The sequence below is a fragment of the Treponema primitia genome (genome assembly GCF_046533075.1).
In the GTDB taxonomy this organism is placed as follows: Bacteria; Spirochaetota; Spirochaetia; order Treponematales; family Breznakiellaceae; genus Termitinema; species Termitinema primitia_B.
In genome coordinates this window covers 42,538-69,055 of sequence record NZ_JAJQRB010000045.1, presented here as the reverse complement: position 1 = coordinate 69,055, position 26,518 = coordinate 42,538, and the positions used below count along the sequence as shown (strand labels likewise).

The following is a 26,518-nucleotide window of genomic DNA, read 5'->3' as shown; positions in this document are numbered from 1 at the left end:
GGGGGTGGTGGTGTAACAAATATCAGGGGGACCCTCTGGGGGTTCCTGATATTTGTTGCGCCGCCAGGACCCCATACTTCGTATTGTGCGTTCTCGAAACCAAGCTAAGGGGTCCATAGGGGCGGCTAATCGCCCCAGGTATCCATGTTAAAGGAAGGGCGTTTGTTTTTGTGCTGTTCGAAGTTCTGTATTCCGGCATTAAAGCGACGCTCTGTTTCCAGCGTAGAAGGCGGGCCATGGCCGGGGAGGACGATATAATTTCCCGGCAGGGGGAATATCTTTGTCCGCAGGGCAGCCATCTGTACTTCGGCGCCGTAGGAGCTGGCGGTGGTTCCCAGCATACCCGCATTAAGGGCATCGCCGGTAAAAAGCAGATGATCTATCTTGAACACCGCGGAATCTGATGAATGGCCGGGTACGGAAATTACATCAATATGAAATGAACCGATATTCAAGGAATCTCCATCCTTTACCATGTTTGTTTTATGTTCCAGGATCAGATGATCCACCGCATATATTTCCACATCATAGATTCGTTTGAGCGTCCTCAGACCGTGAACATGGTTCAGATGATCGTGGGTTATCAGCACCCCCATAAGTTTGTAGTTTTTCTGTTCAATAAAGTCGAGGATCGCCTTGTCTATATTCCCCGGATCGATGATGATCGCCTCACGAGACGCCGCCTCGGTACCCAGGACATAGCAATTACTGAAACCAAAACTGCAATAATGAAAAAAGACTTTCACTTAATCCCCTTCTTCGTACTCAAAGATAGCTTCCGCCGTGTTAGATGACTTAAAGGATATCCCTTCCTGTTTGGTCTTAATAAAATAGGTTTTTTTTAAGTTACAGTTGATAAAATCGGAGCAATCCATTTGGGCATTGATAAAACGGCTGTTATACAGATTCGAATTATTGAAACGGCACTCCGTAATACCGGCGCCGCCAAAGTTAATGTGTACCAGTTCCGAACCTTCAAAGGTACAGTTCAGAATGGAGGACCCGCCGAAACTTAAAAACTGCCAATCGCTTTTTGAAAAATCACAGTCATAGAACCGGCCGAAATCGAAAAAACTCATCCGCATAACACTGTCAACAAAGGAACAGTTGGAAAAGGAAGCGCCGCTGAAGTTACATCCGTAAAACCGGCGGTGGGAAAAATCGATGTTTTCAAAGCTGAGCCCCGAGGCGTTGAGGTCTTTGATAAGTTCCCGTTGGGTAATATATTCCGCGATACGCCGGGCTTCTTTTTTCGGATCCGCCGCATGAACGGCACAAACCGGGGAACCGGTAAGGGCGTTTCGGCCGCAGCCGGCGGCGCAGGGGGTCAATGCATACATGCTGTTAGTATATCATATATTGATGTAAATAAACAGGACTGGTTCCCGGATTTCTCGGCAAAGACGGGGGGAGGGAGGGGCATCCCTGGCGCTCGCACGCAGGTAGAGTCTGCTTACGGAGCCCCGCTGCGCAGGTCTCCTCCAGCAGGGAATTCCCTAATGTGCTCGGCCAGGGATGCCCCTCCCTCCCCCCGCCATTGTCAATTAACCAATGCGCCTATACTAAGCTCGGTAGCCTCCACCCCCGGGAATTGCGCAAAACTTAGTTTGGCGGTTCCGGTATTGGACGATGTGCCAAACTTAGTTAGGCGGCGTTACCGGCTCCTGGGAAATGTGCTAAACTAAGTTAGGCGTCTCCGGCTCGGGAAATGCGTTAAACTTAGTTAGGTACCGCCGGCTTCCGGGAAATGCGTTAAACTAAGTCAGGCGTTTCCGGCTCGGGAAATGCATTAAGCTTAGTTAGGTACCGCCAGCTCCCGGGAAATACGCTCAAACACAGTCTAATCATACAGGCGCCGGTGGGGACGGGGAATCCACGCTGCGGGATATTCTGGAATTCCCTGCCGGAGGAGACCCCGCAGGGGGCTCCGTAGGCAGACTCTACAGGCATCCCGCAGTGGGGATTCCCCGCCCCCACCGGCGTTTTTCGATTTGCCCGGGGCAGTTTATCAAAATTACCCCGAGGACAGAACACCGGTTGCCAGTTTCGCCTCCCGGGATTATGATAGAGATATGTGTTGGTATTGCGGCTCCCCTATTGTAGATGCGGACCCTATTGGGCGGTCTTTACGCTGTGCTGAGTGTGGAAAGGATCTGCGGGTTTGTCGGCATTGCCGGTTTTACCTGGCTGGAGCCCGGGGGGATTGTTCGGAGCCTAATGCCGAGCCTCCCCAGGATAAGGAGCGGGGGAATTTTTGTGACTGGTTTTCCCTTAATGTCCGGTTTCGTTCGGAGACGGTGGGCGAAAATGGGGCCCGGCGGAAGGCAGTTTCCGCCAAATCGGCCTTTGATAGTCTTTTTAGTAATTAATAACCATGGATAATCGACCAATATTTTTTTTGGATTCCGGAATTGGAGGTCTTCCCTATTATCATCATTTTCACAAAGCTAACCCAGAAGAAACCCTGGTGTGTCTTGCGGATCGGGAATACTTTCCCTACGGTTCCAAAGATCGCCCCGAGCTGATCCTGCGCCTGACCGAACTTCTGAACCGGCTGCGTAGGCGCTATGATCCCAAGCTTGGGGTCCTGGCCTGTAATACCGCTTCGATATCCGCCCTGCAGCCCCTGCGGGAAAGCTTTCCCGATCTGCCCCTGGTTGGAACCGTGCCGGCGGTGAAGCTGGCGGTTCTGGCAAGCAAAAAACGGCATATCGGAGTGCTGGGGACCAGCAGGACCATCGGTGATCCCTATATTGCGGAACTGACCGCGGAATTCGGGGCGGACTGTGCGCTTACCGCCATCGCTGCGCCGGATCTGGTGGAATTTGTGGAACACCGATATGCCGAATCGGATGCACAGGAGCGGCTTGCGGCGGTACTTCCCTACATTAACCAATTCCGCAGCGCCGGGGTGGATGCCATCGTTTTGGGCTGTACCCATTTTTTCTTCCTCCAGGATGTGTTTAAGGCCGCGGCTTGGGACATGAGTATCCATGATTCTTTGGATGGAGTCTCCCACCGGGTGGAGGCACTGCTGGATCAGGGGGATCTGCGAGCGGAAGCCGGGGGCCGGGAGAATATACTCTTCATAACCGGAAAGGGAAGTCCGGAACCGGTATGGCAGGAGCGGGCACGGGCGTTTGGACTTACACTCCGTACCGAACAGGATTACTGCTCATGATAGGATTGGTTATCCATGGTTCCCGGAATATCTTTACGGTAAAAACCGAAGTGGATGGTGCATGTGTTGAGTGCAGGATTAAAGGTAAGGTTCTCAAGGGGGTTGAGGGTTTCTACAATCCCCTGGCTCCGGGGGATCGGGTGCGTTTTGAGCCCGATGCCGCCGCCGATGGAACGGGGCTCATCCTGGGCCTTGAGGAACGGCGGAACCTGCTTACCCGGTTTAACCAGAAGGGACAGTCACCCCAGCTTCTTGCGGCCAACGTGGACATGATTCTCTGCGTTACCACCCCGGCCTCGCCTCCCTTCAGGCCCCGTTTTCTGGATCGGGCTTTGGTTCAAGGGGAAATCGCCAATATCACTACCGTTATTGTTTGTAACAAATACGACCTTTCGCAGGATGATCCTGATGTGGAGGAGCGGCTCGAAGATTTCAGCCGCATTGGGTACAAGGTCCTGCGGGTGTCCGCAAAAACCGGCGAGGGGATGGATCATTTCCGTAAGCTGGTTGGGGGCTGTACTTCTGCGCTTCTGGGGCAAAGCGGTGTGGGGAAGTCCAGTCTGATCAACGCCCTTGTCCCGGGGCGGAATATCAGAGTGGGGGCCATCAACGAAAAGTATGACCGGGGAAACCATACCACCACCATGTCCCTCTTGGAGGAAATCCCCGGATTGGGTGATAAGGGTACGTATATTATCGATACCCCGGGGATACGCCGCTTTGTGCCCCATGGTATCGCCGGAGACGAGCTGGCCAGCTACATGCGGGAATTCGCTCCCCTGGCCGGAACCTGTACCTACGGTCTTTCCTGTTCCCATGTAACCGAGCCGGGTTGCAAGATCATGGAAGCCGTTGCCGCCGGGGTGATCCACGAAGACCGCTACGAAAGTTTTCTCCGTATCAGAGATGAATTGCTGGAGCCCTCGGATGAATGAAAAGGTCCTTCAGCTATTAGAATTTTCCTCCGTCCTTTCCCGGGTCGCTGCTTGTTCCTTGAGCGAGGAAGCCGCCGCCCTGATTTCCGAAACCCATCCCCTGACCGATCCCCTGGAAGCAGCGGGTCTCAAGACCCAGGTGCAGGCCGCGCTGGATCGTCTCAATTCCGGTGATGCGGAACCACGGGGCTCTATTCCCAGCATAGGCGGCATTCTCCCCAAGCTTAAGGTAGAGGGCGCCGCTATTGAGCTGGAAGAAGCCTATGCCCTGGGCCTCTTTGTCGAGCGGGGCGAAGGCTTAAAGAGCTGGCTGACAAATGGGGGAGGCAAGGGTGGTGAGGATAAAAAAAAGCTCGGAAACACTTTAAGTAGTATGAAATATAATACAAAGCAAGGTCCAAATAATACATCCGATACGAATAAATCGAATGAATTTACTTTGCCTAGTATAAATAATCATACAATTTCCTTATCGGACCTAATAGCGGCTATTCCCGATTGTTCCGCCATTTCACTGGAGGTATTCCGGGTATTGGATCGGGACGGGAAGCTCCGGGATTTACCGGAGTTTCGGGATATTAAACGGCGTATCAATTCCCTTACCCGGGACCTGGAAAATGCCGGTTCCCGGTATACGGGGAATGAGGAAACCCGGCGTATGCTTCAATCCGGCCTGCCTTCCCAACGGGATGGCCGTATGGTTCTGGCGGTAAAGGCAAATTACCGGGGACGTATACGGGGTATAGTGCACGAGGTTTCCGCCACCGGCCAGACCGTCTTTGTGGAGCCCGAGGATGTGGTGGAAAAGAACAACGAACTCCTCATTGAAAAGCGCCGCCTGGATGCGGAGATACGCCGGGTCCTTCGGGAGATGACCGCCAGAATTGCTGCGAACCGTGATGCCCTGGATATGTTTTATCCGGCCATACTGGAACTGGAAACTATACGCGCCAGGGCCCGGTACGCCAAGGAAACCCGGGGGGTATTCGCCCAGGAGCTAAGCGGCGAATTGGCCCTGAAACAAGCGCGGCATCCCCTCTTGGGTTCCGCTGCGGTACCCATAGACTTCGCCATGGACGGAAGTATCCGCACCGTAATTATCACCGGGCCGAACACCGGGGGCAAAACAGTAACGTTAAAAACCGTTGGCCTCTTCGTTTTGATGAACCAGTGCGGTCTCGCCCTGCCCGCCGCTGAAGGAACCGCCTTGCCGGTCTTTGACGGCGTGTTTGCCGATATCGGCGATGAGCAGTCCCTGAGCCAGTCCTTGTCCACCTTCTCCGCCCACATGACCAACATCGCCGCCATAAGCGGAGCCGTCGGCGAGCGTTCACTGGTACTGCTGGATGAACTCGGCTCCGGCACCGACCCGGAGGAGGGGAGCGCCATCGCCATGGCTATCCTGGATTACCTTATCGAAAAGAAGGTCCGGCTCCTGGCTACTACCCATCACGGTATTTTGAAAAACTACGGCTACACCAGGGAAGCGGTGGAGAACGCCTCGGTGGACTTCGACAGCCGGACCCTGTCCCCCACCTACCGCATCGTCATGGGCGTCCCCGGTGAAAGCCGGGCGGTGGACATAGCCGCCCGGAACGGCCTGCCGGCGCCCATGGTGGAAGGCGCCCGGAGCTACCTGGCGGAGGAACGCGCGGATGTTTCCGCCCTTATTGCGGGGCTTAAGGAAAAGCACCGTGAACTGGCCGCCGCCGACGCAGGGCGCCGGGAGGAGGAGTCCCGGCTCCGGGAGGCGCGCCGGGCGGCGGATCTGAAGGAACTCCGGCTGCGTCAGAAGGAACTGGAAATGAAGTCCGGGGGCATGGGAAAATTCCGGGAGCTTTTAAGCGAAAGCCGGAAGACCCTGGAAAATCTGGTTCGGGAAGTGAAGGAGGGTGAACTATCCCGGGAAAAAACACTGAAGGTGAAGGACTTCCTCCGCACCCTGGAGGAGACGGTGAACGCCGAAGACGCTGCCCTTGAAGCGGAAGAGGCGGCCATTACCGACGAACGCCGCCGTCTTGAGACCCTCTACGGGAACGATACCTCAAGCGGTACTGCGGGAAGCGGCGGGCGGAAAGCCCGCAAAGCCCGGAACATGCCGCCGGGTCTGAACCTTGAGTTTCCCCCCGGGAACATTCCGCCGGCCGGCAGTATTACTATTATGCCGGGAACTGATGTATTGGCCGGGGAACAGCGCCGCCGGGGAACTGTGCTCCGGTCCGCGAAAAAGGGAGCCTGGATAGTGGAGATCGGCTCCCTGAAAATGACCTTCAGCGAGGCCGACCTTATCCCGCTTCCCCCCTCCGCTCTGCCGAGGAAGCCCTCCATAGCCCCGGTTGATTATGCCGAGGCGCCCCAGGCCAAGTTAGAGCTGTCCCTCCTGGGTATGCGTTTGGAGGAAGCCCTGTCCGCCCTGGAACGGCAGCTGGACGCAGCGGTGTTGGGGGGCCTCCGTGAATTTTCGGTGGTCCACGGTAAGGGGGACGGCATATTACAGCGGGGTGTCCACGATTTCCTTAAACGGCAGCCATCGGTGGGGGATTACTATTTCTCCCGCCCGGAGCTGGGGGGCTTCGGCAGGACAGAAGTTATATTGAGGGAGTAAATGAAAACACAAAAGATCCTTTCGATACTGTTCATTATTGGCCTTTCCCGCGTATACGCTCAGGGGACGGATATTGAATTGCCCGGTCCGGGGATATTAAAAAATATATTCAACAAGCCCGGCATCATTAAAACCGAAGTATCCCAGGAAAGGGGGGACGATAAGATCCGGTGGGTAGAAATGTATATCGATGTTCACATCGTTACGGATATTCCCATGGAAAAGCTGCGAAGGGCGATTCTGGATTTTGATAATTACCCCCGGATATTCAGGAGAAATAAAGGCATCTCGGTGATACGTGAAAATGATACTGCGTATCTTGATATGGCAGTGGGGGCGGAGTTTCTCGGTATTTCCTTTATCACCAATTATCGGGTATTGGTAAGCGAATTGCTCAATACCGCCGATGAATTTGTCCTTGATTTCAGCCATGTTTCCGATGACGGCAATGTAAAGGATGTTTATGGGCGGTGGTATTTAAAAAAGATTCCCCGGTCCGGAAATGGGGAAGATCGATTCTATGTTCGTTATTATGCTTCCAGTAAGGTGATGCGTAAATATCCGCTTTTACGGATGATTATGGCTATGTTCATTGATGGGGAGAGCAGGGATTTGATGAAGCAGTTTTTGAAGGCCGCAGAAAATAACTAAAAATCTTCTAACGGCGAATCGTCATCCATCATCTCCGGGATAGTATAAACAAGTGTCCCCGTCCTGCGAACCCGCAGCTCCGCAAAGCCCTTGCTTACCAGGGTGTCCAGAACCTTCTTTGCCTGATCCATGGGGATGTTCGCTTCCAGTGCAAGATCGCTGGCAGTAAGGATACCCTTGTTTTGTTTTGCTATCCGCAGGATGGTCCGCTCCACCGTCTCTTTTTCCCGGACTATCCGGGCTTCGCCGTCATTAATATTACGCCAGGTTGGTCCGTTGTCTAACGGCTTGCCGGAACCGCTCCTAAAAAGGGCGTTGCGGATATTTGCCTCCCTTACCTGGCCGGGTAGGGTAAAAAAGTCGTAGATCGAGCCTACCATGCCGAGCCCGCCGGTACACATCCAGAGGAAACCCGTGGGAACCTTCCCCAGATAAAAACGGTGGAAGCCCAGGGCGCCGCAACCGGAAACAAGCCAGAGCAAATAGGCTATTCCAACACTGTACATAGTACCCCCAGCCATCAGGATAACAATAAATTGAAATTTTTCCAATACATCAGAGGGGTTCGCTGATTACTTTTCCCCCGGGCTTGTCCAGCCTGATCCTGACGTGCTTCAAGGGTTCCGCCACAAAGAGGGCAATTTCACAAATTTCAATAAGGGTTCCCGGGGCGATTTCCCCGATTACTTCCACCGTAGCGTTTTCATCGGTATTGATACGTCCTATGAGATCCCCTATCGCTGCGGTGGTTTTTTTCTGCTCTTCCTCAAACAGGCGCAGGGCTTCTTCCAGCTTGGCCTGTTTTTCCAAGTCCGGGTTTGGGACCGCCATGAGCTCCCGGAGTTTCGCCAGCTTTTCCGCCAGTATCCTCAGGGTATTGTTGTGCTTTTCCTTGTCCTTCTGGAGGGTAAAATCAACCCCGCAGTGAATGTGGGTAGCCCTTCCCGCATCTTTCCCGATTCCTCCGGCCTTGATCCCGTGGATAGCGTAAACTTCCCCTCCCAGTATCTTTCCCTTTTCCCCCATATCCAGGGTTTCCATGGTAAAGACACTGGAATTGGAGATCTCCGTATCTACGCTTATTATTTTTCTGCAGGCCGCATTACAATTTTGGATAAATTTAGTCCGGAGAAAGCCCCCGACCTTCAGAAAGGCGCGGCCCCGGCCTACGATGCCGCCGGCTACGTTCAGATCCCCCTTGGTGATCACCTCGGTTACATCAAAGGTCTGCTTTATGGTGACCGATCCTCCGGAATATATCTTGAATCCGTCGGAAACGGCGCCGTTTATGAGCACATCCCCGGGAAAAATAATATTCCCCGTGGAATAACCCACGGAGCCCTTTATCACCAGGTCTTTCTGGACGCTTAGGACCTTATCCGCCTCTACCAGCTGCCCGTTGACCTCCGAAAGAATGTATTTTTCCGTAACCCTGGTATTGGCGCCCCCGGTAACCCCTTCGAGATAGTTCATCCCAAAGGGCATTACCACACCGTGGACGTTTTTCCCTTCCCGCCCTAGTATCCGGGGCATCTTCACCGCCAAAACCTGATCCTTGTTTACAATAATAAAGGGGGAATGGGTACGGTAATCGATCTGATCATTCCGGTTCTTGTCGGGAACCGGTTTTTTTTGCTCGGTTAAGTGGGGGTTTTTTTTAAAATATTCGGTAACTTCCTTTACCGGCGGGTTTCCCATGGCGATGAGTATATCCGTTAGGGGTTTCCTCTCCAGATTGCACTGGAGGGCGGTCTCCTTGAGGGTGTCCCAGTGGAGTCCGTAGGTAATATTGAACTTAGCAAGCAGCTTGAGGAGGTAATCGTTACTTATCGGGAGGCCGTTGCCTTTAGGGGGTATAAAATCTGCCCAGGCTTCAATATCATCCTCGGAGAATCGGATGATCACCTTTCCGTCATTTGGGCCGCTAGTTACATCGGTTAGACTATCCATGTATCCCTTTCTTTATATATCGGTACGTTATTTAAGTTCTTGATACGGAGTTTTTTTAAGCCGGTTTTTCTCCGAAATTGCTTGCAAATTCCGTTTCATCATTGTATGTTTATGCAAGGATTGGGTATAATTATTCTTGCTGGAGATATGAGTGAAAGAGCGGTTGTCCCGGTTAAAAGCAGTCCGCAAACTGATAAAAACATACCGGATTGAATCCCAGGAGACCCTGCTGGGATATTTACAAAAAGAAGGATTTATCGTTACCCAGGCGACCTTGTCCCGGGATTTAAAGCTCCTCAAGGTAGGGAAAATATCCGATGGCCATAACGGCTATGTGTATTCCCTGCCCGGTGATGACGAGCGGCAGGAAACCGAGCGGACCTATGTACACGACTTCCTGCGGGGCTATATTTCTATTGAATGGTCCGGTAATATAGTGGTAATCAAAACCTATTCGGGACATTCCGATGCGGTTGCCCTGGCGGTGGATAACCTTGGCCTGGACGATGTGCTGGGAACCATTTCCGGCCGTGACAATACGGTTTTTGTCTGCCTCCGTGAAGGGATAAGCGGCGAAGATTTTATGAACCGCATGAAGGAAAGTATCCCCGAACTGGAAGATTGAATGAAGAAAGAATGAATGGGAAACCGCAAAGGCACAGAAGGCGAATAAGTATTAAGAAGATAGAAAGAAGGGTGGATAGGCTTGCTAAGCAGTATTTTCTAACCCTCTTTCTTTATTCGCCTTCTGTGCCTTTGCGGTAAAACTATCTTTCATTTTGATAAGGAGAAAAGCATGAAGTACGTTGATTTTGATAAGACTGAGGCGTTTAAGAAATTATCGGCCCTGCCTAAAAAAGGGAAGGATTTTAATGCCCTGCTGAGCGCGGAGCGGGTTAAGACAAGCAAGGTTGCTGCGGGGGGCGGGCTTACCTATTCCTGGGCAGCCAAGGGGGTGGAGAAGGCCGAACTGGATGCCCTCCAGGCCCTGGCGGATGAACAGGATCTTATAGGCAAGTACAAGGCGCTCCTGGACGGGGAGATCATCAATACCGGGGAGAAACGGAAGGTGCTGCACCATCTCCTCCGGGGTCAGGGCGGTCTTGCCGTTACGGGCAAGGCGGTTATCGCCGATGGCAAGGACCTGGGTAAATTCTACGCCCAGGAACTGGAACGGTTTTCTACCTTTGCCGAGCTGGTTCAGGCAGGCAAAATTAAGGGCGCCACGGGAAAGAACTTTAGCTCCGTGGTTCAGATTGGCATAGGGGGTTCCGATTTAGGGCCCCGGGCTTTGTACCTTGCCCTGGAAAACTGGGCTATTAAAGAAGGGAAGAGCTTCCTCAAGGCGCGGTTTATTTCCAACGTGGACCCCGATGACGCTTCCCAGATCGCCTCTCTGGCGCCCCTGGATGAAACAATTTTTGTGCTGGTTTCCAAAAGCGGAACCACCCAGGAAACCCTGTCGAACGAGCTTTTTATTAAGGATAAGCTGCAAAAGGCGGGGCTCGATCCCAGCAAGCACATCGTAGCGGTAACCAGCGAAACCAGCCCCCTGGCGCGGAATCCTGCCTATCTGGATTCTTTCTATATTGATGATTTTATCGGCGGCCGTTACTCCGCCACATCCGGGGTAGGCGGGGTGATCCTCTCCCTGGCCTTTGGTCCCGCGGTTTTTAAGGAACTGCTCGCCGGGGCCCACGAGGCGGATACCCTCGCCCTGGAGCCGAATGTTTTAAAAAACGCCGCCCTGCTGGATGCCCTTATCGGTGTTTGGGAGCGGAACTTCCTGGGTTATCCCTACACAGCGATTCTGCCCTATAGTCAGGCCCTGTCCCGTTTCCCCGCCCATCTTCAGCAGCTGGACATGGAATCCAACGGCAAGCGGGTTAACCGGGACGGTTCCCCGGTACACTATTCCACGGGCCCCGTGGTCTTCGGCGAACCCGGAACCAACGGTCAGCACTCATTTTTCCAGCTCCTCCACCAAGGTACGGATATTGTTCCCCTCCAGTTTGTAGGCTTTAACGACAGCCAGCGGAATGACGACGTAACTGTGGACGGCTCGGTCAGCCAGACCAAGCTCAAGGCAAACCTGGCGGCCCAGATCGTGGCCTTTGCCAAGGGTAAGACCGACAGTAATGGTAACAAGGAATTCCCCGGCGGCCGTCCCTCAAGCCTCATCTACGGGAAGCGGCTGAATCCGAAAGCCTTGGGCGCCCTCCTGGCTCACTTTGAAAACAAGGTTATGTTCCAGGGTTTTGTATGGAACATCAACAGTTTTGATCAGGAAGGGGTTCAGCTCGGGAAGATACTTACCAAGAAGGTTCTATCGGGCAATTCCGGGGATGCCGCCCTGGACGCGTACAGCGAAATATTGGGAGTAAAATAGTGAAGCAAAGGGATGTTATTCCTGCGGATAGCAATTGGGTAGGAAAAAACATACGGGACTTAGCCGGGTCACCGGCTGCACGGATAGGGGATGGATGGACCCTTATCACCGCCGGAAATGTGGATACCGACAAGGGTAACTGGAACACCATGACCGCCTCCTGGGGCGGCTTGGGAGTGCTCTGGGGGAAGGACGTGTCCTTTATCTTTGTCCGGCCCCAGCGTTATACCTTTGAATTTGTCAACGCCAATCCCCTGTACACCGTTGCTTTTTTTGACAAGCCCTGGAAGAAAGCCTTGGGAATCGCCGGAGCTAAGTCCGGCCGGGACATCGACAAGGCTGCCGAGACGGGGCTTACCCCCATCGTTTTCAAAGATGGTACTATCGGTTTTAAAGAAGCTACTGAAGTTATCAGCTGCCGAAGGTTTTACGACCATGATTTTGATCCCGCAAAGTTTCTGGACAAGACTCTCCGCGATACGATCTACCCCGACAAGGATTATCACCGAATGTATATTGGGGAAGTAACAACACTGTGGGTAAAGGGTTAGTGTTTTTTCTAATACCACACGCACGGTAGTTTGAGAGGACGGCTACTCAAATCATGGATAGCCTCCTAATCAATTTTGTCTTGACAATGGCCATACAGTGTCTTACATTATAAATAGAGAGGATCCTATGGCGCAATCAATGTTAAGTATAAGGATAGATGAGGGGCTAAAAAAACAATTCGACAGCCTTTGCAGTGAATTTGGCATGACTGCTACCACTGCAATAACGGTGTTTGCAAAAACTGTTGTGCGGGAGCGGAAAATCCCTTTTGAAATAGCAGCGCCGATTTTCAGCAATGGGAAAACAAGGCGGGAGGCGGTTCAATCGCTTGTTACTCATAACGGGTTGTTTAGCAATAAACGGGAAATTCTGGAAGCTGTCAAAGAGGGCAGAAAGTGATCTATGTTCTTGACTGCTCATTCTGTGCTTCGCTCTTATTACCCGATGAAGAAACAGACGAATACACGAAAAAATTTGAAGCCATAGGCGATGATGATGAAGTTGTCGTACCACACCTTTGGTGGTATGAAATAAGTAACACTTTGAAAAATCAGCTAAGACGTAAACGTCTTGAATTCAATGTTGCTATAGCATTGATTCCTGATTTTTCATCATTAATAGACACTACGGATTCAGCTTTTGGAACCGAATATTCTGAAAAGCTGCTGAGTCTGGCTAAGGAATATAAGCTCTCCGCTTATGATGCCGCCTATCTGGAATTGGTATTACGCAAACAGGCGATCTTGGGTACCCTTGATGATGATTTACAAGCTGCTGCAAAACTATGCGGAGTAACATTATTATAAAAGAAAGACTGTCGATTAACGGGTTATAGGTAGTGTTCTGTCGGGGACTGAACTCTAGCTTCGGCAGAGTTCGCAGGCAAACTTAACCACCCGGCCGTAGTTTTTGGGGGTGAGCCGGTGGGGGGTGTCGGCGGGGCCGTTGAGGCTGCGCCAGGTTTCGGGGGCCGGGAACTTTGTTGCAAGTAACGCGTCCCGGCTGATCAGGGCGTTGATGAATTCCGGCTTGTTCCGTAAAAGGGACGCTAAACCGGCGGCTTCCCGGGAGGGGAGTACCGTGATGGTTTGGGCTGCCAGGCCTGCCCGCAGGAAACCTGCGTCGTCCGAGAAGGGGGTGGGGACCAGCAGTACCCGGTCCATCATGAGGTTCCGGGCGGTTTTCAGGGCGCCGTCCCGCAGGGCTTTGACGACCCGCCGGGTATGGGCCGCTCCCGGGCCGCTTTCGTTTTTTATCAGATGATCCGCCATGGTGGAAATGATCAGCGTATCCCCGGACCCGCAGGCGTCGAAGATGTAGTACCGGCAATCCTTAAGGGCGGTTTCCCGCAGACCCTTGGCCAAGCCGTAGGAACCCTGATCCCGTATACCTTCACCGGGGCCAAGCTCCTCCTTATCGGTAAAGATGATCAGCCAGTTCCGCAGTTTATCATCCCGCATCCTGAGGGCCGCTTCCAGGAGCATGAACACCGCAGCGCTGTTATCGTTAGCCCCGGGACTGCCCGCTACCCGGTCGTAATGGGCTACTAATACTATCGTTGGAAACTCTCCGGCAGGAAAACCCTGGCCCCGGTGGGGGAGTACAAAGAAGTGCCGGAGCCGGTGCTCGGGCCGGCCTAAAACTATGGATGAATACCCAAAGCCCAATTCCTCCAGGAGATCCCCCAGTATTTTGTAGCGGTCCGCGCCGGGGGCGAGAAAATCTTTGAACCGGTGATAGGGGGGGGCGTCCTGCATAGCGATCCTTATAGGTAGTCCGAAAGCCGGCGATAAATCTGGTTAACCTGGTGTTTAATTTCGATATCCACCTCGGCGCCTAACTCGTCAATCAGGGTTTCCACGCTGGCCAGGCTTTCGTTGAGGCTGGTGTGGAATCCCCGTGAGCAGGTAAACCAGTAGCGCCCCTTATTATCGGTAAGAAGGCAGAGAAAACCCAGCTCTTTTTTTCCGTTCCGCCAAATTGCCGGGGCAAGAATGAGGGGCAGCTCCTCCAACAGGGCGGAAAGACCTTCGGCGGAATTAAACTGCGCTTTGCGGGGCCACTTTCGGGTGAGGGCGCCCTCTATGTCCAGGGAAGGGACCAGGGAGAGGATCAGCGCGAGTTTTTCGCCCCCCAGAAGGGTATACCTGCCCTCCAGGATGATTTCACCCTTGAGGCCCTTGTACTTCGATGCTTCCCCAATATCGTCTTTGACTTTGGAAAGCCGTTCCCAGTTTAGGCGCGCCGTTTTTTTACCCTTGATGGTTTCAATCTCAAAAACCTCGGCGCCGATTTTGATATTGTTGGTAAAGTCCCGGGCCTTGAGTTTTTCCCGGGGAAAATCGGATTTGTTCCCCGGCCCGGCGCTTTTGCCCCCCAGGGCTTCGTAGAGTTCCGCACTGATCTTTTCCAGGGCGTTTCTTGAAAGCGGGGAGACCGACATGGCGTACATGCGGGAGGTCCTGACTATTTCCCCCGCCACAATGTACTGGGGGTTCAGGCGGAACATCACCGAACCGGGATGGATAAGGATACGGTCCGCAGTAAGGCTGCGGTACAATTCCCGGCCATCCCGGACGCACACAAACTGTATCATCCCCCGGGCTACGGAACAGAGGTAGTCCTCGGTACTGCCGCCGGAAAGGATGGGGACTCCCAGGTCCGATACTATCAGTTCCAGCTGGGTGCTTACATTTACTATTTCCGCCATGGCTTTTTCGTCCAGGTAGCTTTTCTCGCAGAATTTTCTCCGGTCCGGGGCCGTGGTGTAGGCACGATAGAGTTTGAGGTAGGAAACAAAGTCCCCGTCCGGGTCACGAAAACTGTGGTGGGCCTTACGGGCATCCGTCTCTTCCCCCGGAGGCAGTACGTAGGGGCTTTGGGTAGACAGGAATGCTGCGGCGATGATGGTTTCCTGGGTAACGTCGGGATACCGGAGTATGGCCTCCACGATGATCCGGGACTGACGGGGCGCCAGGGGGAACTCGGTCATCATCTTTCCCACCTTAGAAAGACTGCGGTCGCTTTCCAGGGCGTCCAGGAGGTACAGGGTGTCGATGGCTGCGATAAGCCCCTCACGGTTGGGGGGTGAAATAAAGTCGAATTCCTCAAAGGCGGAGATTCCCAGATCGGCCATGCGGAGCACCACCTCGGAAAGGTCGGTGCGGTAGATTTCTTCGGTGGTAAAGAGACTGCGGTTTTCAAAGTCCTTGCGCGCGTAGAGCCGGTAGCAGGTTCCCTCCCGGGTACGTCCCGCCCGGCCCTTCCGCTGGTTCCCCGAAGCCTTGGACACCGGCCCTTCGATAAGGCTGGAGGTGAAGGTCTTGGGGTTGTAGTAATTCAGTTTGGAAAGCCCCGAATCGATCACCGCGGTAACGCCGTCTATGGTAACCGATGTTTCAGCAATGTTGGTGGCGATCACCACCTTGGTTTTTCCCCGGGGGGCCTTCTCAAAGACCCGCTCCTGTTCATCCTTGCCCAGACGGCCGTAGAGGGGGACCATGTGGAGATACTTTCCCGAAGGGCTCAGGGAAAGACGGTTCATACATTCCTTTATCATTTTTTCGCCCGAAAGGAAGATCAGAATATCCCCGTCGCGTTTATCACCAATAAAACGTTCGGTGATGGATACTATTTTATCCAGCAGTACGTCCTCGGAGGAATTCTGCGCGATACCGGGCCTTCTGCCGGCCTGACCGCCAACTTGGCCGGGAGCATTACTACCCCTGCCGTCTCTGCTGCTATCACGACCGCCTCTGCCGCCGCGTCCGCCCCGGTTATCCCGGCCTCTGCCGCTATCCCGCCTACCCTGATCATCTTTACCGCGATCCGCCGGAGCAGCAGCGGGGCCGCCCAAACCGGCTGAGCCGGGTAGGGTAGGGGCGTCAAAAACAGCTGCGCCGCTTGGGGCAGGGGGATCGTAGATCAGGGTTACCGGGTAGGTAATGGCGTCGATCTTTACCACCGGGCATTCGCCGAAGTATTCAGAAAAGATCTGGGCGTTGATGGTGGCGGAGGAAACTATCACCTTGAAATCCCGGCGGGATTCCAGGACCCGTTTGAGGAGCCCCAGGATGAAGTCGATATTGAGGCTCCGCTCGTGGGCTTCGTCCACCACCAGGCTGCCGTATTTGGAAAGCCAGGGGTCCAGCTTCATCTCCTGGAGCAGGATGCCGTCGGTCATAATTTTTATCGCCGTATTGGGATTGGTTTTATCCTCAAAACGCATTTTATAGCCCACCAGCCCGGGGATACTGGTCCCCAGCTGCCGGGCGATAAACTCACTCACCGAAACGGCGGCGATGCGCCGGGGCTGGGTTACCCCGATGATGCCGTTTTTGGAATACCCCGCGTCGTGGAGTATTACCGGCATTTGGGTAGTTTTGCCGGAACCCGTGGGGCTTTCCACTACCACCACCTGATTGTCCGCCAAGGCGGAAAGGATGAGGTCCTTATGTCTGTACACCGGAAGTTCAAGATAATTCATGATTTCAGTATAACACAGACGGGAGGAAAACGATATGCCTTTAAAAAAGGGGGCGGAATTTAAAGATTAACCACGGACCACACGGACCTCACGGACGAAGAGGAAGAAGGGGGAAAAACACAGAGGTCACAGAGGAAGCACAGAGGTCACAGAGGAAGTAAAATAAAAAATTTCTATGCGTTTATCCTGAAATGGGGTGGTCCCGGTTCCCCGAGACCGTTTTGACAGCTTATTTAGCCAGAAGCAGGACCCTATCGCCGTGGGCGCCGGTTACTTCCTGGCGCGCGGGGTTTACCGTTAGGTCCATGGCTTCCATGGGGATGGCGCCGAGCAGTACCTCGTCGCCATGAACCATCACCATCGCCTCGCAGGATGTTGAACGGTTTTTCCAGCATACCTTGACCGGTTCCGTAAATTGGCATTCCTCAGTCTCGCCGTCGGCGAGGGTAACATCGCCAACAGACTCAATGCCCAGCCCCAGTTTCTGCCGCATCGCCTCGTTGATAACCAGGGTCGCCGCGCCGGTATCCACCAGCGCCCGGACAGTTGTTTTCCGGATTTCTGCCGCTTTAATAATGCCGCGCCGGGCATTACTCACATCACCCGCATTTAGCAGGGTGATCTCTGTGTAGGTTATTCCCACCATGCGAACCTCCGGTTCGATGCCTCGTTCCATATAAGATTTAGTATACCATACCGGGGATGTTTCTGCAAACTGCAGCGGGCCTTAGTCCGAGCGAACTAAAGATCCGACTACCCCGGCGCCCCATATACGGCGCTGCCCGGTAAAACACATTAGCGGAAATAAAATTTCTTGAAAAAATTACATACCTTTATATAAAGCCCGGGTCTGACAGATTTTTAACCGGATAAAGGCCGGGAAGTATGAATTTTACCCGCATTGCCCGGTCCTGGACCATTGAACGGGGCCGGCGGGGAAATTGAATAATTAAAAAATATAGGGTATAATCCCAAACATGGTTTTATTGTTTTTCTGGCTAAAAATTGCCGCTAAAGAAATTGCCAATTTATTTAAGGTGTCTCCAGTTATTGTTATTTGGACGCTTTTAATTATAGCCGCTTTTATTGTCGGAAAGAGAGATGTGTTTTTAGCGTTGAACGAGCGGTCTCTTTTTTTCATAGTTATTGTGTTGCTTATATCGTTTATTATGTATTACAAAAAACATGACTTTTTTCCTGCTTTAATTTTCTATGCAAGAAGTAGTAATCCAATCTGCGTGTGTTTCTGTAAATTGTTCCGAAACAAGGTCAACAAAAATAAAAGAATAAAAACAAATAAGAAAACGTTATATATAAACCCAATTATTAAAAGTACTATAAGTGATTTTTGTACCATAAGTTTTATTCAAGAGGGCTTAATAAGCATTGGTTTATTTATGGTTGTTATTATGCAGCCGGTTAATAAAAATACGTATTTCATAATATTGACAGCTTTATTATCGATTGGGTTTATGGGAATCATAGATTCCATACCCCATGCAAACTGGAAATTTTATGCGATTGTTTCGGGAAATAATTTCAAGTATCATATAAAAAGAACGGCTATTTTTTTAACGGCATTTTTTGCGGTGCTGCTTATACCGTTTCTTTTTATGCTAAGCTATTTTAGTTTGTTATCATTATTAAAATATATGTTTGTGGTGGTGGTGTTATTGGTTTTATCAATAAATATTTCATTCTCCGTTGATAATATGCTTTTGAAGGCAATAGGTATGATTATTATAACGGGACTAACATTGTGGGCTTCCGCCTTAAATGTATTTCTTTTATTATTGTCAATAATACCGGTAGTCCTTACAATGGTAAGGGCAAAAAGTGAATATGGGGATTGGTATTTGTTATGATTGAATGTGTTAATGCGGCTAAATTATTTAACGAAACCGCGGGAATAAAAAATATTAATTTGCAATTTTTGCCGGGTATTATTTATGGTATTATCGGTTACAATGGTGCGGGTAAAACAACGCTTTTACGTTGTATTGAAGGTTTATACCTGCCGACATCCGGATGTGTATATCATAACGGCGTTAAAACATCCGATCAAAAGGATTTTTTCCCCATCAGAAAACGAATTGCTTTTCTCCCGACAGAGGATTATTTATACAATAGATTAACCTGTATGGACAATATAGAATTGGCGACGATTTTACGAACCGGAAAAAATAAAATATTAAAGGAAACGTCGAAACTTATAAAGTATTTTGAAGTAAACAGTTTTTTGAACAAACGGTTTAAAGATTGCTCTACGGGTATGAAAAAAAAGGTACAGCTGATTATCAGTTTAATAGGCGAAATAGATACTATTATTTGGGACGAGCCGAATGACGGGCTTGATATTGTTTCAAACATAAAAATAAAAAATTTATTAAATTACTATAAAAGTAAAAATGTTACCATATTATTTTCTTGTCATGTTATAGAGTTTCTGGATAATTTTATAGATTATTGTTTTTTGCTTAAAGACGGAAGTGTTGTAGAAGCGATGGAGGTAAAAAATGTTAATTCGCTAAATGAATTATATATTAGCCACATCAACAAGGATGATTTAATTTTTCCTTTTAATAATGATATAAAAAATGATGGATAACATATGGATATAAATACTATCATTGATTTCATTAAAGAAGTTGAAAAGGATAATGCCAATAAATATAATAATGGCCAATGTGAAGAAAGACAGATAAGCGGGGTATTCATTGACATACTAAAAACCATTATGGATAGAATGGATTTTACAGAATATTTAAAACAACCGCCCTATTCTGTGGGGGCTGAGTGTAGGAATATAAGCGATGATGTAAATCCTATTTATAAAATGACCTATGGCGCCAGAATACTTTCCGACAAAGCAATAGTCCGGAATGGCTTTAATGAAATATTTGCCCTTCCCGGTTCAACGCTTATCCAATTAAACGTCGGCTTTTCAATCACCATACAAGCGGAAAGCATGTATGTTTGCGGGGGTGTATTAAATGATGATACGCTCTTAGGTTTTCTGCATGATTACATACAAGAACATGAAAGTGAATATACTACCATCGTTGAATCATTTGATTCGGGTGTTATTATAGACAAAGAAAATTGCACGGTAAAACAGTATTTGGAAAAAGATGTATTAAGCAGCCCGGAACTGTTTGTAGAAAAGATTGTTTGGATATTTCAGTCTATGAAGCCGTTTATAGATTTTATTACCGATTCTGTAAAAGGATACACAAAAGAATTTCAGGATTACTTGCTTGATCTGCCTGATATATATAAGAAATGACATAAAATAAGAATGAAGAAAAAAAACACAGAGATCGCAGAGGGGTACACAGAGAACACAGAGAACACAGAGATAAAGCAAAGACTAACAAAAACTGTGTCCTCTGTGTTCTTCCCTCTGTGTCCTCTGTGTTCTTCCCTCCGTGTCCTCTGTGTTCTTTCCTCCGTGTCCTCTGTGTTCTTTCCTCCGTGTCCTCTGTGTTCTTTCCTCTGTGTCCTCTGTGTCCTCTGTGTCCTCTGTGTTCTTTCCTCTGTGTCCCTTCCTTCTGCGCCTTCTGCGACTTCGTGGTTCATCATTCTTCTTAAGCTTTTGACATCGTACCTGACATCGTTGGGGGCGTTGCGGGGGTGGAACCCCCGCTGAGGGGGGTGCCGGAAGCCCGAAGGGCTGGAGGCAGGGGGGAGACTTCCCCTCCTATTGCTTTTTTGCTCCTATAATGCTAAAATAGAAGCATCATATTGGAGGAATTAATGGCAAAGCAAAAATACGTGTATTTTTTCGGCGAAGGTAAGGCCGAAGGTGAAGCGGGGATGAAGGATGTCCTTGGCGGTAAGGGCGCTAATCTGGCGGAAATGACTAATCTTGGAATTCCGGTTCCCCCGGGATTTACTATTTCTACCGAAGTATGCGCTGCGTTTTATGAAAACAAGAGAAAGTACCCTGCGGGGCTTGAGCAGGATGTCCAGACTTATCTGACAAAACTTGAAAAGGTGATGGGGAAAAAGCTGGGAGACCCTATTGATCCCCTCCTGGTATCGGTCCGCTCAGGCGCGCCGGTATCCATGCCCGGTATGATGGATACGATTCTCAATCTGGGTATTAACGATAAGGCGGTTCTGGGGCTGGCTGAAAAAACGAAGAACCCCCGCTTTGCCTGGGATGCTTACCGGCGTTTTATCCAGATGTACGGCGATGTGGTCATGGGGGTTTCCGGCGACGATTTTGAAGCGGCTATCAAGAAAATTAAGAACGACCGGGGGATTCAGCTTGATACGGACCTAAGCGCTGAGGACCTGGAACTGTTGGTGAATGACTACAAAAAAATCGTCAAGGATGTAACGAAAAAAGATTTTCCCCAGAAGCCGCTGGATCAGCTTTGGGGCGCCATAAACGCGGTTTTCGGTTCCTGGAATAACGAGCGGGCTATCAAATACCGGCAGATTAACGATATTAAAAATATAAAGGGTACTGCGGTAAACGTGCAGTCCATGGTATACGGCAACTTTGGTAACGATTCCGGTACCGGGGTCTGTTTCAGCCGGGACCCCTCCACGGGGGTTAGGGAATTCTACGGCGAATACCTGATGAATGCCCAGGGTGAGGACGTGGTGGCGGGTATCCGGACTCCGGAAAAGATTTCCGCCCTGGCGAAGGAAAACAAGCGGATCTACGACCAACTGGTGAAGATTAAGGACCGCTTGGAAAAACACTTCCGGGATATGCAGGATATGGAATTCACGGTTCAGCAGGGTAAGCTTTTCCTGCTCCAGACCCGGAACGGGAAACGGACAGGCGCGGCGGCGGTTAAAACTGCGGTGGACATGGTTGCGGAAAAACTTATCGATAAAAATACGGCCATACTCCGGGTTAGCCCGGCGCTGCTGGATCAGCTGCTCCACCCTATGTTTGACGTTACTACCTTGAAGAACGCCAAGCCGATTACCAAGGGGCTTAACGCATCCCCGGGCGCGGCCTGCGGGCGGATTGTGTTTACCGCCAAGGAAGCTGAGGAATGGCACGAGCGGGGGGAAAAGGTGCTCCTGGTCCGCCAGGATACCAGCCCCGAGGATATAGGCGGGATGGTGGTTTCCCAGGGTATACTTACCTCCACCGGCGGTATGACCAGCCACGCGGCGGTAGTGGCCCGCGGTATGGGTACCCCCTGTGTGGCCGGCGCTAAGGGCGTATCGGTTCAGGGAAAAACTGCCGTGGTGGGGAGCAAGGTTTTCAACGAAGGGGACTGGCTCTCCATCGACGGTTCCACCGGCGAGGTCTACGATGGGAAACTGCCCCTGGTAAGCCCGGAAATCAGCAAGGATATGGAGACCTTCCTCAAGTGGTGCGATGAAGTTCGTACTACGGCCAGGCGGGGTAATCTTAAGGGCTTCGAGGTCAGGACCAATGCGGACCAGCCGGAAGACGCTAAACGGGCCTTTGAGTTCGGCGCCCAGGGTGTGGGACTCTGCCGAACCGAACATATGTTCTTTGACAAGGACAAGCTTATCCACTTCCGGGCCATGATTGTGGCGGATACCGTGGAAGGCCGGAAGGAAGCTTTGAAGAAGATCCTTCCCCTGCAGAAGCAGGATTTCTTCGGCATCTTCAAAGCCATGGAAGGCCGGCCGGTAACTATCCGGCTCCTGGACCCGCCGCTCCATGAATTTGTGCCCCATACCCCGGAGGAGACCCGGGAACTTGCGGAACATATCGGCGTTAGCGTGGAAACCCTGACTCCGAAGATCGACCGGCTCCGGGAAGCCAACCCCATGCTGGGTCACCGCGGCTGCCGTTTGGCGGTTACTTACCCGGAAATCTATGATATGCAGGTTGAGGCCATAGCGCTGGCAGCGGTGGACTGTATCAAGCAGAACATTCCGGTAAACCCGGAAATCATGATCCCCATCGTGGTTACCGCCCGGGAACTGAAATTGCTCCGGCCCAGCGCCGAAAAGATACTCAAGGATGTATTTGGGAAAGCCGGGGTAAAACTCCCGGTGAAGATTGGTACCATGATAGAGGTACCCCGGGCAGCCATCCGGGCAGGCCATATAGCCAAATATGCGGATTTCTTCAGCTTTGGTACCAACGATCTTACCCAAATGACCTTTGCCTTTAGCCGGGACGACGTGGCTTCTTTCCTGCCCTCATATCTCCAGCAGAATGTGCTTGACGTGGATCCCTTCAAGTCGGTTGACGAAGAGGGGGTGGGCTTCCTTATTGATTACGCTACAAAACAAGGCCGGGCGGTTAACCCGGACCTCAAGGTCGGCATCTGCGGCGAGCATGGCGGCGATCCCGCAACCATCGACTTCTGCTACCGGTCCGGTCTGAGCTATGTTTCCTGCTCACCCTTCCGGGTGCCCCTGGCCCGGCTTGCGGGCGCCCAGGCGGTAATCAACAACTCCCTCAAGGCGAAGGCCAAAGCGGTGGTAAAGAAGCTGAGCCCGAAGGTAAAAACCGCCGCAGCCAAAGCGAAGTCTGCGGTTTCCGATGCAAAGGCCAAGGCTGCGCCTAAAGCGAAAGCCGCCGCAGCGGGTGTGAAAAAAGCCGTGATCCAAGCAAAGGCGAAAGCGGCGCCCAAGGCGAAAGCAGCGGCGGCAAAGGTAAAGACCACTGCGGCAAAAGCCAAAGCTAAGGCGGCGCCAAGGGCAAAAGCGGCGGCGGCTAAGGTGAAAACCGCGGCAGCCAAGGCTGTAACCAAGGCCAAGGCTAAAACGACAGCCAAGAAACCGGCAAAGAAAGGAAAGTAGAGGAGAGGGGGATATCGAGAGATATCCCCCCGATTCGAAAAGCTTGACTAGGTAGTTATTTTTTGTCTATAGTTATTTCGTTCTTTACGCCATCTTAGCTCAGTTGGTAGAGCGGCGCACTTGTAATGCGCAGGTCTTCGGTTCGATTCCGGAAGATGGCTGTGCATAAATCATCTGACAAGTAATTACGACTGCGTCTGACACGACTCGAACGTGCTACCTACGGATTCGAAGTCCGTCGCTCTATCCACGTGAGCTACAAACGCATATAAGGGTGGATGACGGGGTTCGAACCCGCGACGGCCAGATCCACAATCTGGAACTCTACCCCTGAGCTACATCCACCGTAATAACCCCTTAATGTTCGCTTAAATCGACGGGTTTTGTCAATACCACAGAAACGATACTATTTTTGAAGAAGAATTCAACCGCAAAGGAGCGCGAAGGCGAAAAAAGAAGGGGAAATGAGCATACCTTCCTTAAATACTTCTTTAACTTCTGCGCCTTCTGCGCCTTTGCGGTTAAAATTCTTCAAATCATGGCAGTTTCTCAGCGATTGAAAAAAATCTCCTTAACCGGTCCCTTCGGAAAGCCGATATTCAATTAGAGGTATTGTATGACGGTCGATCAATATTCTGAATGTGCGCTCATATTAAAGCAAGAAATTGAGCTGCTGGAGCAGATACGCATCCTCCAGGATCAGGTAAAAAATGCGGTTACCAACCGGCAATGGACCGATTTTGAGGCACATTTGGGCGCCTTGGCGGCTATTGGCGATGAATTTGAAGCCCTGGACCTTGAACGGATAGAGATTTTTACCAATTATGCCAAACAGCTTGGTTTTAATAACGAAGGGGTAGGATTTTATAGCTTCGCCGCCCGGCTGCCGGAAGCGGAACGGCGGGAATTGTCCGAATTGTACCGGCGTATCAAGATGAAGACCCTGGAAGTACGGTTTACCAACGACTCCCTTACGGATTACCTCAACGAAACCCAGGCTGTTGTAAGCGGATTCCTGGCAGAAGTTTTTCCGGACCGCCGGGGAAAGATATATACCCGGAAGGGCACCCAGATTTCGCCGGATATGCGAAGTATGGTCCTGAACCAGAGTCTTTAAGGAGGCCTTGCCATGACATCTACCTTTGCGGGTATTGAAATAGGAAAGCGGGGGGTTATTGCCCATCAGCAGGCGCTGAATACCACGGGGCATAACCTTTCCAACGCCTCTACCGAAGGATATTCCCGGCAGCGGGTAGAAATGTCCGCCTTTGAGCCTATTTACCTCCCGGGAATGAACCGGGAAGAGACCCCCGGCCAGATTGGCCAGGGAACAGTGGTGGAGCGGATCGAGCGGATCCGGGACCAGCTGCTGGACCAGCGTATCATTGCCCAGGCTTCCGGAGAAGGGTACTGGAGTACCCGCGATCCCTATGTGCGCATGATGGAGCAGCTCTACCTTGAGGTGGGCGATAATTCCATGCGGAGCGGCATGGATGCCTTCTGGGATTCCTGGCAGGAACTTTCACAGTACCCCTCGGATACTGCACCCCGGCAGGCGGTGGTTGAGCGGGGAAAGACCCTGGTAGACTCCATCCACGAACGGTACAAGGGGCTGAAGGGTCTCCAGGATATGGTAAACCAGGATATACAGCTTACGGTAGGACGGGTGAACGATCTGTCAAAACAGATAGCCGGCCTTAACCGGGATATTCAGAAAATCCGGGCCCAGGGTGATAACCCCAACGATCTGTTGGATCGCCGGGACCTCCTGGTTGATAAGCTCTCCAGTATAATTGATGTTACCGTGGACAGCCGGGACCCCGACGAGTTTATGGTCCATACCGCCGGGTATATCCTGGTACAGGGAAAAATCGGCCGCCAGTTTGATCTGCACCAGGGGATTGACACCGAAGGCTACTCCCGCATTGTCTGGAAAGACACCGGAGACGAGGCGCACTTTGCCGGCGGAAGCCTCGCAGCGTTAGTGGATCTGAGGGATACTACCATCCAAAGTGAAATACAGAACCTGGATAATATAACCATGAACTTTGTGGATCTGGTTAACGAAATACACCGTGACGCCTATGGCCTTAACGGAAATACGGGATTGGATTTCTTCCAGGAATATCCCTTTGTTACCAACCTTAACGGAAACTACGACCGGGATGGGGACGGGACCTTTGATTCTACCTACATCTTTCGTATAAACGGTACCAACCGCCTGGAAGGCCAGGCCCAATTGGGCTTTGAAGGACAGATTACCCTGAGCGGCGCCGATGGGGATGTGCAGATTCCCTACTACCCCACGGACACGGTTACTGAAGTAGTTGCCCGGATAAACAACGCCGGTGCGGAAGTTGTGGCCCGGCTTAACCGGGAGGGGTTTCTTTCTCTCAAGGGAAGTACCGCAGAGGGCTGGGACAATCCCGACTTCGTTATCCGCCACATTGAGGACTCCGGGTATTTTCTCACCGGTTACGCCGGGATCATAAACGACCGGGGGCCCGCAGGCGCCTATGATTGGGGCCAGGCGGACGCCATGACCGCCCTCTCCGGGGGCGTGCAGAAATACTCCGTAGCGCCGGTGGCCCATCCTTCCGGGTGGATCGATTTGAACCCCGCGCTGCTCCGGGATCCGAATTCTGTAGCATCCGGGTTTGGCGCCAATGGCCGGTCCTCCAATCCCGGAAACGGAGAAGCCGCCCTGGCAATCGCCGCCATCAGGAATACTCCGGTGATGGTGGGAAACCACAATACCCTTGATGATTACTTCGCCGATTCCACCGGCAGGATAGGCCTTTTGGGGGAGCAGAGCAACCGCGCCCTGGAAACCCAGAACCTTATTATGAAAAATCTCCGTGATATGCGGGAGTCAATTTCCGGGGTCAATATGGACGAGGAACTTGCCGCCATGATCAAGTATCAGCACGGATATGCCGCAGCAGCGCGGTTCATCACCACGGTGAACTCACTGTTGGACACTATTATTAACAGGATGGGGGTATAATAAACC

Annotated in this window: 23 protein-coding genes and 3 tRNA genes; 17 read left to right on the top strand and 9 right to left on the bottom strand. The window is 51.5% G+C overall.

Annotated elements, in window-relative coordinates:
- Positions 1–125: 125 nt before the first annotated feature.
- Both LQZ19_RS08335 and LQZ19_RS08330 read right to left on the bottom strand, forming a co-directional pair.
- Positions 126–746: an MBL fold metallo-hydrolase gene (locus tag LQZ19_RS08335; RefSeq protein WP_411047209.1), complete on the bottom strand. Its 621-nt coding sequence runs from the start codon at positions 744–746 to the stop codon at positions 126–128.
- Positions 747–1,340 carry a pentapeptide repeat-containing protein gene (locus tag LQZ19_RS08330; RefSeq protein WP_411047208.1) on the bottom strand — a complete coding sequence of 198 codons (594 nt, stop codon included), beginning with the start codon at positions 1,338–1,340 and terminating at the stop codon, positions 747–749.
- A 732-nt stretch (positions 1,341–2,072) separates the two neighbouring features.
- On the opposite strand from LQZ19_RS08330, the gene LQZ19_RS08325 reads away from it, so the two are divergent.
- The 5 genes from LQZ19_RS08325 to LQZ19_RS08305 are packed head-to-tail and all read left to right on the top strand — an operon-like array spanning position 2,073 to position 7,372.
- Complete coding sequence (locus LQZ19_RS08325) at positions 2,073–2,369, top strand: hypothetical protein (RefSeq protein WP_411047207.1); 297 nt, start codon at positions 2,073–2,075, stop codon at positions 2,367–2,369.
- A 29-nt stretch (positions 2,370–2,398) separates the two neighbouring features.
- Positions 2,399–3,181 (top strand): glutamate racemase, encoded by a 783-nt coding sequence (gene murI / locus LQZ19_RS08320; RefSeq protein WP_411047206.1) that lies wholly within the window; start codon positions 2,399–2,401, stop codon positions 3,179–3,181.
- A complete protein-coding gene (gene rsgA, locus LQZ19_RS08315) occupies positions 3,178–4,116 on the top strand; it encodes a ribosome small subunit-dependent GTPase A (protein ID WP_411047205.1) in 939 nt (312 codons plus the stop codon). Before murI ends, rsgA begins: the two co-directional genes overlap by 4 nt.
- Positions 4,109–6,721 (top strand): endonuclease MutS2, encoded by a 2,613-nt coding sequence (locus LQZ19_RS08310; protein WP_411047204.1) that lies wholly within the window; start codon positions 4,109–4,111, stop codon positions 6,719–6,721. Before rsgA ends, LQZ19_RS08310 begins: the two co-directional genes overlap by 8 nt.
- Positions 6,722–7,372: an SRPBCC family protein gene (locus LQZ19_RS08305; RefSeq protein ID WP_411047203.1), complete on the top strand. Its 651-nt coding sequence runs from the start codon at positions 6,722–6,724 to the stop codon at positions 7,370–7,372. It abuts the gene before it with no gap.
- Here LQZ19_RS08305 and LQZ19_RS08300 read toward each other — a convergent pair.
- Positions 7,369–7,878 carry an NINE protein gene (locus LQZ19_RS08300; RefSeq protein WP_411047202.1) on the bottom strand — a complete coding sequence of 170 codons (510 nt, stop codon included), beginning with the start codon at positions 7,876–7,878 and terminating at the stop codon, positions 7,369–7,371. The genes LQZ19_RS08305 and LQZ19_RS08300 overlap by 4 nt on opposite strands.
- A gap of 49 nt (positions 7,879–7,927) precedes the next feature.
- Positions 7,928–9,322 (bottom strand): flagellar assembly protein A, encoded by a 1,395-nt coding sequence (locus tag LQZ19_RS08295; protein WP_411047201.1) that lies wholly within the window; start codon positions 9,320–9,322, stop codon positions 7,928–7,930.
- 151 nt (positions 9,323–9,473) lie between these two features.
- On the opposite strand from LQZ19_RS08295, the gene LQZ19_RS08290 reads away from it, so the two are divergent.
- The 5 genes from LQZ19_RS08290 to LQZ19_RS08270 all read left to right on the top strand — a co-directional run bounded on the left by LQZ19_RS08290 (position 9,474) and on the right by LQZ19_RS08270 (position 13,069).
- Positions 9,474–9,947, top strand: coding sequence for an arginine repressor (locus tag LQZ19_RS08290; protein WP_411047200.1), 474 nt, complete (start codon positions 9,474–9,476; stop codon positions 9,945–9,947).
- 171 nt (positions 9,948–10,118) lie between these two features.
- A complete protein-coding gene (locus tag LQZ19_RS08285) occupies positions 10,119–11,711 on the top strand; it encodes a glucose-6-phosphate isomerase (protein ID WP_411047199.1) in 1,593 nt (530 codons plus the stop codon).
- Positions 11,711–12,262: a flavin reductase gene (locus LQZ19_RS08280; protein WP_411047198.1), complete on the top strand. Its 552-nt coding sequence runs from the start codon at positions 11,711–11,713 to the stop codon at positions 12,260–12,262. The genes LQZ19_RS08285 and LQZ19_RS08280 overlap by 1 nt, the downstream gene beginning before the upstream one ends.
- Positions 12,263–12,389: 127 nt before the next feature.
- Positions 12,390–12,662 carry a type II toxin-antitoxin system RelB/DinJ family antitoxin gene (locus LQZ19_RS08275; RefSeq protein WP_411047197.1) on the top strand — a complete coding sequence of 91 codons (273 nt, stop codon included), beginning with the start codon at positions 12,390–12,392 and terminating at the stop codon, positions 12,660–12,662.
- Positions 12,659–13,069, top strand: a complete 411-nt coding sequence (locus LQZ19_RS08270; RefSeq protein ID WP_411047196.1) for a type II toxin-antitoxin system VapC family toxin — start codon at positions 12,659–12,661, stop codon at positions 13,067–13,069. The genes LQZ19_RS08275 and LQZ19_RS08270 overlap by 4 nt, the downstream gene beginning before the upstream one ends.
- A 54-nt stretch (positions 13,070–13,123) precedes the next feature.
- Here LQZ19_RS08270 and LQZ19_RS08265 read toward each other — a convergent pair whose 3' ends face one another.
- The 3 genes from LQZ19_RS08265 to LQZ19_RS08255 form a co-directional block, all read right to left on the bottom strand.
- Positions 13,124–14,020 carry a M28 family peptidase gene (locus LQZ19_RS08265; RefSeq protein ID WP_411047195.1) on the bottom strand — a complete coding sequence of 299 codons (897 nt, stop codon included), beginning with the start codon at positions 14,018–14,020 and terminating at the stop codon, positions 13,124–13,126.
- An 8-nt stretch (positions 14,021–14,028) separates the two neighbouring features.
- Entirely contained in the window at positions 14,029–16,749 is a 2,721-nt protein-coding gene (locus LQZ19_RS08260; RefSeq protein ID WP_411047194.1) for a helicase-related protein, read from the bottom strand.
- Between the two features lie 229 nt (positions 16,750–16,978).
- Complete coding sequence (locus tag LQZ19_RS08255; RefSeq protein ID WP_411047193.1) at positions 16,979–17,425, bottom strand: retroviral-like aspartic protease family protein; 447 nt, start codon at positions 17,423–17,425, stop codon at positions 16,979–16,981.
- A gap of 301 nt (positions 17,426–17,726) precedes the next feature.
- Here LQZ19_RS08255 and LQZ19_RS08250 point away from each other — a divergent pair, with 301 nt between their 5' ends.
- The 5 genes from LQZ19_RS08250 to LQZ19_RS08230 all read left to right on the top strand — a co-directional run bounded on the left by LQZ19_RS08250 (position 17,727) and on the right by LQZ19_RS08230 (position 23,666).
- Entirely contained in the window at positions 17,727–18,614 is an 888-nt protein-coding gene (locus LQZ19_RS08250) for a hypothetical protein (RefSeq protein WP_411047192.1), read from the top strand.
- Positions 18,611–19,357: an ATP-binding cassette domain-containing protein gene (locus tag LQZ19_RS08245; protein WP_411047191.1), complete on the top strand. Its 747-nt coding sequence runs from the start codon at positions 18,611–18,613 to the stop codon at positions 19,355–19,357. Before LQZ19_RS08250 ends, LQZ19_RS08245 begins: the two co-directional genes overlap by 4 nt.
- A gap of 3 nt (positions 19,358–19,360) precedes the next feature.
- Positions 19,361–20,035, top strand: a complete 675-nt coding sequence (locus LQZ19_RS08240) for a hypothetical protein (protein ID WP_411047190.1) — start codon at positions 19,361–19,363, stop codon at positions 20,033–20,035.
- 470 nt (positions 20,036–20,505) lie between these two features.
- A complete protein-coding gene (ppdK, locus tag LQZ19_RS08235; RefSeq protein ID WP_411047189.1) occupies positions 20,506–23,505 on the top strand; it encodes a pyruvate, phosphate dikinase in 3,000 nt (999 codons plus the stop codon).
- An 88-nt stretch (positions 23,506–23,593) separates the two neighbouring features.
- A tRNA-Thr gene (locus LQZ19_RS08230) sits at positions 23,594–23,666 on the top strand.
- Between the two features lie 31 nt (positions 23,667–23,697).
- Here the strand turns inward: LQZ19_RS08230 and LQZ19_RS08225 are convergent.
- Both LQZ19_RS08225 and LQZ19_RS08220 read right to left on the bottom strand, forming a co-directional pair.
- Positions 23,698–23,771, bottom strand: a tRNA-Arg gene (locus LQZ19_RS08225).
- Between the two features lie 7 nt (positions 23,772–23,778).
- Positions 23,779–23,850 (bottom strand) — tRNA-His (locus LQZ19_RS08220).
- Between the two features lie 271 nt (positions 23,851–24,121).
- Here LQZ19_RS08220 and flgN point away from each other — a divergent pair.
- Both flgN and flgK read left to right on the top strand, forming a co-directional pair.
- Complete coding sequence (gene flgN, locus LQZ19_RS08215; RefSeq protein ID WP_411047188.1) at positions 24,122–24,622, top strand: flagellar export chaperone FlgN; 501 nt, start codon at positions 24,122–24,124, stop codon at positions 24,620–24,622.
- A 12-nt stretch (positions 24,623–24,634) separates the two neighbouring features.
- Positions 24,635–26,512, top strand: a complete 1,878-nt coding sequence (gene flgK, locus LQZ19_RS08210) for a flagellar hook-associated protein FlgK (RefSeq protein WP_411047187.1) — start codon at positions 24,635–24,637, stop codon at positions 26,510–26,512.
- The last annotated feature ends 6 nt before the right edge of the window (positions 26,513–26,518 follow it).